This window comes from Streptomyces calidiresistens (genome assembly GCF_014141525.1).
Lineage (GTDB): Bacteria > Actinomycetota > Actinomycetes > Streptomycetales > Streptomycetaceae > Streptomyces > Streptomyces calidiresistens.
Map to the genome: position 1 here is coordinate 1 of NZ_VKHS01000172.1, position 8,299 is coordinate 8,299.

At 71.4% G+C, this 8,299-nt stretch carries 5 protein-coding genes; 2 read left to right on the forward strand and 3 right to left on the reverse strand.

Features of this window, described 5'->3' with window-relative positions; all coding sequences use genetic code 11:
* On the reverse strand, positions 1–1,690 hold a 1,690-nt coding region (locus tag FOE67_RS09880), incomplete at its 3' end, for a glycosyltransferase family 87 protein (RefSeq protein WP_182662646.1).
* An 85-nt stretch (positions 1,691–1,775) separates the two neighbouring features.
* Complete coding sequence (locus tag FOE67_RS09885) at positions 1,776–4,550, reverse strand: transglycosylase domain-containing protein (RefSeq protein ID WP_182662648.1); 2,775 nt, start codon at positions 4,548–4,550, stop codon at positions 1,776–1,778.
* A 479-nt stretch (positions 4,551–5,029) separates the two neighbouring features.
* Here FOE67_RS09885 and FOE67_RS09890 point away from each other — a divergent pair, with 479 nt between their 5' ends.
* Together FOE67_RS09890 and FOE67_RS09895 are read left to right on the forward strand one after the other, a co-directional pair.
* Positions 5,030–5,740: a PadR family transcriptional regulator gene (locus FOE67_RS09890; RefSeq protein ID WP_182662650.1), complete on the forward strand. Its 711-nt coding sequence runs from the start codon at positions 5,030–5,032 to the stop codon at positions 5,738–5,740.
* A gap of 51 nt (positions 5,741–5,791) precedes the next feature.
* Positions 5,792–6,874, forward strand: a complete 1,083-nt coding sequence (locus FOE67_RS09895) for an inositol-3-phosphate synthase (protein ID WP_182662652.1) — start codon at positions 5,792–5,794, stop codon at positions 6,872–6,874.
* 169 nt (positions 6,875–7,043) lie between these two features.
* On the opposite strand, the gene FOE67_RS09900 is transcribed toward FOE67_RS09895, so the two are convergent.
* On the reverse strand, positions 7,044–8,078 hold the full coding sequence (locus FOE67_RS09900; protein ID WP_182662654.1) for an alanine racemase: 1,035 nt from the start codon (positions 8,076–8,078) through the stop codon (positions 7,044–7,046).
* Positions 8,079–8,299: the final 221 nt, after the last annotated feature.

The window sequence follows — 8,299 nt, forward strand, 5'->3', positions numbered from 1 at the left end:
GCCGGGAGGCGGGGGGAGCGGCGCGGGAGGCCGGTGAAGCGCCGGGAGGAACCGGTCCGGCGACGTGCGCGGAGCGGGCCGGAGGCCCGCCGGCCCGCCGACGACGGCCGATGATGCCTTGGAGCAGAGCGCGTGGTTTCACGTGAAACACGATGCGCGCCGGGACGGGGGGAAGACTCTCCCCCTCATCGGCGAGCGGGGTCCCGCGCCGCTCCGAGGGGAGGGCGGGGATGTGCGGGCGGAGGGCGAAGCGGTCCGCCGCGCCGTTCAGGGTCCCCCCGGCCGGATCATCCGACCCGTCGGCGCGCACCGGATCACGGCCCGGCCGCAGGATGTCCCGCAGGACCACCAGACACAGGTACGCGGTGGCGGCCAGGTGCAGGGCGATGGCGAGGTGGTAGCCGCCCCGGGGCAGGCCCGGCTCGCCGGTGGTCTGCGCCAGGTACATCCAGATCGCCAGGAAGTACAGCACCTCCGCGGACTGCCAGATCAGAAGGTCCCGCCACCGGGGTCGGGCCAGGACGGCCAGCGGGATCAGCCACAGAACGTACTGGGGTGAGTACACCTTGTTGAAGAGGATGAAGATCGCCACTGCCAGGAAGACCAGCTGCGGCAGGCGCGGACGACGCGGGGCCACGAAGGTGACCACCGCCAGAACCGCCCACCCCGCCAGCGTCGCCCCCGTGGCCAGCAGGTTCACCCGCTCCGTGTCGAGGGCCAGGTCCGTGCGCTGGACCAGCAGCAACCAGAGCGAACCGAAGTCGACCGAGCGCTCCCGGCTGAAGGTGTAGAAGGTCGCCCATCCCTCCCGGGCCACCAGCATCACCGGCAGGTTGACCAGAGTCCAGGAGAGCGCGGCTCCCCCGCAGACGGCGAACAGGGGGCGGAGGCGGCCGGCTCTCAGGCACAGCAGCAGCAGAGGCCCCAGTACGAGCAGGGGGTACAACTTGGCGGCGGTCGCCAGTCCGATCAGCACCCCCGCCGCGAACGGCCTGCTCCGGGACCACAGGAGGAGGCCGATGAGCAGCAGGGCGCCGGCGAAGAGGTCCCAGTTGATGGTGGCGGTGAGGGCGAGTGCCGGCGAGAGCGCCACCATCAGCCCGTCCAGGGGGCGGCGGGGGTGGATCCGGGAGACGCACAGCGCGATCACCACCGCGCAGATCATCAGCATCCCCGCGTTCACCGACCAGTAGTACTGCTCGGGACGGTAGGTCTGCGCACCGCCGGGTGTGAGCCAGGCCGCCGCCTCCATGAAGGCGCCGGTCAGCACCGGGTACTCCAGGAACTCCATCCCCGCCCCCAACTCCTCGGGGATGCGGTCGAGATAGGGGATCAGGCCGTCCGCGAAACCGCGCGCCCGGTACAGGTGGGGGATGTCGGAGTAACAGGCCCGGGTGTACTGGGTGGCCGCCCCGTGGAACCAGCCGGTGGTCCAGCAGGGCAGCTTCTGCACCATGCCCAGCGCGAACATCCCGATCGAGGTCAGCGCCACCACCCGCAGCGGCGTCCACCAGCCGACGAAGTCCCCGGCGTGCCGGCCGCGCGGACCCCCGATGACCTCGCTGCCGGCCTCGGCCACCGGATCCCGCCCCGCCTCCCGGCCCGCCGGATCCGCGGCCCCGGGCGTCCCGTCCGGGGCCCCGGCACGCGGAAGGGGCCGTGCGGAGGACGGCGGGTCGCTGTGCACCATGACCCACATCCTGCCGCACGGCCCCTCGCCGGGCGATCAGGACCGCGACCCGATCCCGTCGGGCCGCGGTTCCCCGGGCACCGGGCTAGCCGGTGCCCCCGCTGTTGCGGCCGAGGATGGCTCCCTGGCCGCCGCTGGGTTGATCGGTGGTTCCCTCGTCGGCGCCGCCGGTCTCGCCGCCGGGATCACCGGCGTCCCCGCCGCCGCCGTCGGCGCCGGTCTCGCCGCCGGTGGTGCCACCGGTGTTGTTGCCACCACCGTTGTTGTTGCCGCCGCTCCACCAACCGCCGTTGTTGCCGCCGTTGTTGTTGCCCTGGTCGGTGCCCTCCGTGGGATCCGGGTCGGGCTCCGGCTCGCGGGTCGGCTCCGGGTCGGGCTCCGGCTCCTCGGTCTCCTCCGGCTCCTCGGTCTCCTCCGGCTCCTCGATCTCCTCGATCGTCTCGGTGGGCGTGGGCTCCGGGCTGCGGGCCCCGCCGCCGTACCAGATCTCGCCGATGTCGCGCGGCTCGGGGAAGGCGGTCTTCTCGTCGTCCTTGGTGGCTTCCTTCATGAAGTTCACCCACACCTCGGCCGGGAAGCCGGAGCCATGGACCTTCGGTACGCCGCCGGTGCCCTGCATGGACATGAACCGGCGGTCCGGGTCGCCCGCATCCATCTCCTGCGGGTAGCGGAACATGCCGACCGCGGTGGACAGGTGCGGGGTGTACCCCACGAACCAGGCGCTGACGTTGTCGTCGGTGGTACCGGTCTTGGCGGCCACCGGACGTCCGAGGGCCTGCGCGGGCTTGCCGGTGCCGTTCTCCACCACGTCCACCAGGACGTCGGTGACGTTGTCGGCCACCGCGGTGTCGAAGACCCGCTTGAGCGTGGTCTCGTGCTCGAAGATGACGCCGTCCTTGTCCTCCACCCGGGTCACCGAGTACGGGTCGGCCTGCTCGCCGCTGGCGGCGAAGGTGGCGTAGCCGTCGGCCATCCGGATGGCGCTGGGGGTGGAGACGCCGAGGGCGAAGGAGGGGACGCTGTCGTCGTGGGCGCCGAGGCTGCCCTCGCGCAGGCCGGCGTCGACGGCGGCCCGGGCCACCCGGTCGATGCCGATGTCCATGGCCAGCTGTACGAAGGGGGAGTTGGCCGAGACCTCCATGGCCCGACGCAGGGTGATCTCACCCTCCTCGTTGCCCTCGAAGTTGTTCTGGCGCAGTTCCACCTCCTCGCCGGTCTCCGGGTCCTCGCCCTTCCAGACCTCACCGTTCCAGTACTCGATGAGGAGCCCGTTCTCGCTGTTGTAGATGCTCTCCGGGGAGAGCGGGGTGCGGGCGTCGTCCGGCTGGTCGGCCGGCTTGAGCGGGTCGCGGACACCGTCGCGCAGCGCCGCCGCCAGCACGAAGGGCTTGAAGGTCGAACCGACCTGCACGTCCTCGCGGTTGGCGTTGTTGACGAAGTGCTCGGTGGCGGAGACGCCGCCGTACAGGGCGACGATCGCACCGTCCCCGGGCACCACCGCGGCGCCGCCGAACTGCACGTAGCGGTCGGCCTCCCGCTCCTCGGGGTCGAAGTTCTCCATGACCTCCTTGACCGCGTTCTCCATCTCGGTCATCTTCTGGCGGTCGAAGGTGGTGTGGATCTGGTAGCCGCCGCGGGCCAGGTCCTCGGCGGTGAGGATCTCGTTGGCGGTGATGTAGCCGTCGACGAGGTCGGTCAGGTAGCCGATCTGGCCCGCCTTCTCGGTGGCGGTGCGCGGCGGCTTGGGCATCGGGAACTCGGTGTACTGCCCGCGCTCCGAGGGGTCGAGGGTGCCCACCTCCATCCGGCGGTTCAGCACCCAGGCCCAGCGGTCGGCGGCGCGTTCCAGGTTCTCCTGCGCGGCGGCCTCGCCCCGGGTGCCACCGGCCGGGTCGTAGTAGTCCGGGCCCTTGAGCAGGGTGGTCATGAAGGCGGCCTCGCTCGGGTTCAGCTTCTCCGCGTCCTTGCCGTAGTAGGCGTGCGAGGCGGCCTGGATGCCGTAGGCACCGCGCCCGAAGTACGCGGTGTTCAGGTACCCCTCGAGGATGTCCCTCTTCTCAACCGTGGTCCCCACCTTGATGGAGATCATCAGCTCCTTGAACTTGCGCTCGAGGGTCTGCTCCTGGCTGAGGAAGTTGTTCTTGACGTACTGCTGGGTGATGGTCGAGCCGGACTGGGTGGTGCCGCCGCGGGCCATGTTGACCACCGCGCGGGCGATCCCCATCGGGTCCACACCGCTGTCCTCCCAGAAGGTGTGGTTCTCGGCGACGGTCACCGCCTCCTGCAGGTGCGTCGGCATCTGATCCAGCGGGATGTTCTGCCGGTTGAACTCGCCGCCACCGGCGACCACCATCTGGGTGCCGTCCGCCCAGTGGTAGACGTTCTTCTGCTGCTTGGCCGCCGCGTTCTGGTCGGGGACGTCCACGAGGGCGTAGGCCAGGCCGACCATGCCGAGCATCATGCCGAAGCAGGCGATCGCGGCGGCGAGCCACTGCTTCCAGGACGGGATCCAGCGCCACACGCCGTACTTCCCGGCCCGGGGGTAGTCGATGAGCCGCTTCTTCGCCGGCATCTCCGGGGCGCGCCGCCGGGCGGAGCGTCCCGCGGGGAGCGCGGCGGCCGCGCCGCCGGCGCCCAGCACCGCGGCACCGCCGGCGGCGCGGCGACGTCCACCGCCCTGCGCGGCGCGGCGGGCCTCGGCCCGTCCGCCCGGGGGCCCCTCCACGCCTCCGCTGCCGAAGGCGGATGTGGTCTCCCGGCCCCCGCGGGGTCCGGCGGGCGGCGGGGCGGCCCGGCGGCCGGAGGATCCCGCGGCGCGACGGCCGCGCGACTGCGGCGGCTTGCGACGGTGCTCGCTCATGGGACAGCTTCTCCTAGGACGGACACAGACGTCTGGGGCCGGCGGTATCCGTCGCCGCCGACCACTCCACTCCCCCGATGTGTGCTTCAGCCAACGGCTCGGGGCACACGACACCACGGAGGAGGACGCTTCCGCGCGCCCCGTGGTTCCCGGCTGTCCCGGACGTGTGCTGCACGGCACCAGCGTACGCAGGGAAAGAACATGCGTTTCACCAGCTTTTCCGACATAAGCGGCAATGCGTGCGCGATGAATCCCGGATGTGATCCCCTTCACCCCGCCGTTGCCCCGGGTCCTTCTTGCCGTCTCCTCCGCGGCGTTCTATCGTTTGGATGTATCGATTCGATACATCGGATCGGTACACCGCCCCTCCGGGGCGGAAGCGGGGCGCGATCGACGGAGGATCGCCCGCCCCGTCACCGGCACGACACACGGCACGAACGGGTACGACGGCGACATGCGGACGGAGGTGGCGACTCCCCATGAGCAGACGCTCCGGTGTGCTGGAGTTCGCCGTCCTCGGCCTGCTCCGCGAGTCCCCGATGCACGGCTACGAGCTGCGCAAGCGACTGAACACCTCCCTCGGCGTCTTCCGTGCCTTCAGCTACGGCTCCCTGTATCCGTGTCTGAAAACCCTGGTGCGGCAGGGATGGTTGACCGAGGAATCGGGCCACGGCCCGGAGGAGGCCGTCGCGGCCACGCTCACCGGGCGTCGGGCGCGGATCGTCTACCGGCTCACGGCCGAGGGCAAGGAGCGTTTCGAGGAACTGCTCGCCCAGACCGGGCCCGACGCCTGGGAGGACGAGCACTTCGGCGTGCGTTTCGCCTTCTTCGGCCAGACCTCCCGGGACGTGCGGATGCGCGTCCTGGAGGGACGCCGCAGTCGGCTGGAGGAGCGGCTGGACCGCATGCGGGCCTCACTGGCCCGCACCCGCGAGAAGCTGGACGACTACACCCTCGAATTGCAGCGCCACGGAATGGAGTCCGTGGAGCGCGAGGTCCGCTGGCTCAACGAGCTGATCGAGAGCGAGCGGGAAGGACGCGACCGACGGGGACGTCGCCCGACACCCGGTGAGCCGGGGGCCGACACGCCCCCCGGACCCGCCGCCCCGTCGTCGCCGGGAGAACCGGGAGGCCCGTCCCGTGACCGGGGCGCCGCCGGACCGGATCCGTCCGAGGACACCACCACCTGAAACCCCGCGAGGATGCGGGGAATCGTCGAGAACATTTAGGGAGCAACCGGAATGGGTTCGGTTCGCGTAGCCATCGCCGGCGTGGGCAACTGCGCCGCCTCGCTGGTGCAGGGCGTCGAGTACTACAAGGACGCTGCCCCGGACAGCAAGGTCCCGGGCCTGATGCACGTCCGGTTCGGCGAGTACCACGTCCGGGACATCGAGTTCGTCGCCGCCTTCGACGTCGACGCCAAGAAGGTCGGCATCGACCTCTCCGACGCCATCGGCGCCAGCGAGAACAACACCATCAAGATCTGCGACGTCCCGCCGACCGGCGTGAGCGTGCAGCGCGGTGAGACGCACGACGGCCTGGGCCGCTACTACCGCGAGACCATCGTCGAGTCCGACGAGCCCGCGGTGGACGTGGCGCAGGTGCTCCGTGACACCCGCGCCGACGTGCTGGTCTGCTACATGCCGGTGGGTTCCGAGGCCGCCGCCAAGTACTACGCGCAGTGCGCCCTGGACGCGGGCGTGGCCTTCGTCAACGCGCTGCCCGTCTTCATCGCCGGTACCAAGGAGTGGGCGGACAAGTTCACCGCCGCCGGTGTCCCGATCGTCGGCGACGACATCAAGTCGCAGGTGGGCGCGACCATCACCCACCGCGTGATGGCCAAGCTGTTCGAGGACCGGGGCGTCATCCTGGACCGCACCATGCAGCTGAACGTCGGCGGCAACATGGACTTCAAGAACATGCTGGAGCGCGACCGGCTGGAGTCCAAGAAGATCTCCAAGACGCAGGCCGTCACCTCCCAGATCCCCGACCGCGACCTGGGCGAGAAGAACGTCCACATCGGTCCGTCGGACTACGTGGCCTGGCTGGACGACCGCAAGTGGGCCTACGTCCGCCTGGAGGGTCGCGCCTTCGGCGACGTGCCCCTGAGCCTGGAGTACAAGCTGGAGGTCTGGGACTCCCCCAACTCCGCCGGCGTGATCATCGACGCCCTGCGCGCCGCGAAGATCGCCAAGGACCGGGGCATCGGCGGCCCGATCCTCTCCGCCTCCTCCTACTTCATGAAGTCCCCGCCGGTGCAGTACTTCGACGACGTGGCCCGCGAGCAGGTCGAGAAGTTCATCCGGGGAGACATCGAGAGCTGACGCGAGCCGACGCGAGCCGACGCGAGCCGATCGAGCACCCCTCCGGCGACCCACCGGCCGCCGTACGACGCGGGGCCCCGACGACACCTCGGTGTCGTCGGGGCCCCGCGTCGTGGTGTGCGGCTTTCCGCGGTTCCCGGCGCGGACCCCGCCGCCCCGCCCGGTGTGCCTACGGGTTCTCCACGACCCGGTCGTACTGGGTGGTGGTGTGCCGCAGGATCGCCCGCATCTCGTCCCCCACCTGCGGTCCCTTGGCCTCGCCGGGCACGAACAGGATCGACACCTGCATGTGCGGGGGTTCGGCGAACCACCGCTGCTTGCCGTCCCACACGAACGGCGAGAGGTTGCGGTTCACCGTCGCCAGTCCCGCCCGCGCGACCCCCTTGGCCCGGGAGGTCATGCCGTGCAGCGCCTTGGGGGCCTCCAGTCCCACCCCGTGCGAGGTGCCGCCCGCGACGACCGCCAGCCAGCCGTCCCCGGGCGCCTTCTGCTGCCGGTAGCCGAACCGGTCCCCCTTGGCCACCGGCGTGACGTCCAGCACCGTGCCCCGGTAGTCCGTCGCCTCGTGGTCGCCCAGCCACAGTCGGGTCCCGATCCGCGCCCGGAAGCGGGTCTGCGGGAACTGGCGGCGCAGCCGGGCCAGTTCCTCGGCGCTGAGGTGGCTGACGAACATGGTGTCCAGCGGCAGGCGGGCGGACCGCAGCCGGTCCATCCAGCCGATGACCTCCTCCACGGCGTCCGTGCCGTCGGTGCGGTCCAGCGGGAGGTGGATCGCGAAGCCCTCGAGCCGCACGTCCTCCAGGGCGGTCCGCAGCTTGCCCAGCTCGCCGGGGGTCACGCCGTGCCGGCGCATGGAGCTCATCACCTCGACGACGACCCGCGAGCCGACCAGGCCGTAGACGCCGTCCACCGAGGAGGCGGAGCGCACCACGCGGTCCGGCAACGGAACGGGCTCCTCGTTGCGGCGGTAGGGCGTCAACACCAGGATGTCGCCGCTGAACAGCTCGCGCATGCGGGCCGCCTCGTAGGTGGTGCCGACCGCGATCATCGGCAGCTCCAGCAGCGAGACCTCCTCGGCGAGCCGCTCGTGGCCGAAGCCGTAGCCGTTGCCCTTGCAGACCGGGACCAGATCGGGGAAGTCGGCCAGTACGGACCGCTGGTGCGCACGCCAGCGGTCGGTGTCGACGTACAGGGTGAGCGCCATGGCGGAGGAACACCTTTCTGCGGCGGGGCCGCACGGGCGGGTCGGTGACCCGGGACGGATCGGCCGGACGACGGGACCCGCGGCGAGGCGGGGTGGTGCACGGGGCGCCGGCGGCGGGGCCCGGCGGGCCCCGGGCCGTCCCCCACCGCCCCGCGTCGCGGCCCGGCGGGGGGTCGGCGGCCGCGGCGACCCCGTGCCGGTGGGAACGGGGCGGGACGGAC

What these genes read in the sequence shown, in the direction of transcription:
- FOE67_RS09885 (WP_182662648.1), bottom strand. Translation starts at nt 4,550, where the DNA reads ATGAGCGAGCACCGTCGCAAGCCGCCGCAGTCGCGCGGCCGTCGCGCC.
- FOE67_RS09890 (WP_182662650.1), top strand. Translation starts at nt 5,030, where the DNA reads ATGAGCAGACGCTCCGGTGTGCTGGAGTTCGCCGTCCTCGGCCTGCTC.
- FOE67_RS09895 (WP_182662652.1), top strand. Translation starts at nt 5,792, where the DNA reads ATGGGTTCGGTTCGCGTAGCCATCGCCGGCGTGGGCAACTGCGCCGCC.
- FOE67_RS09900 (WP_182662654.1), bottom strand. Translation starts at nt 8,078, where the DNA reads ATGGCGCTCACCCTGTACGTCGACACCGACCGCTGGCGTGCGCACCAG.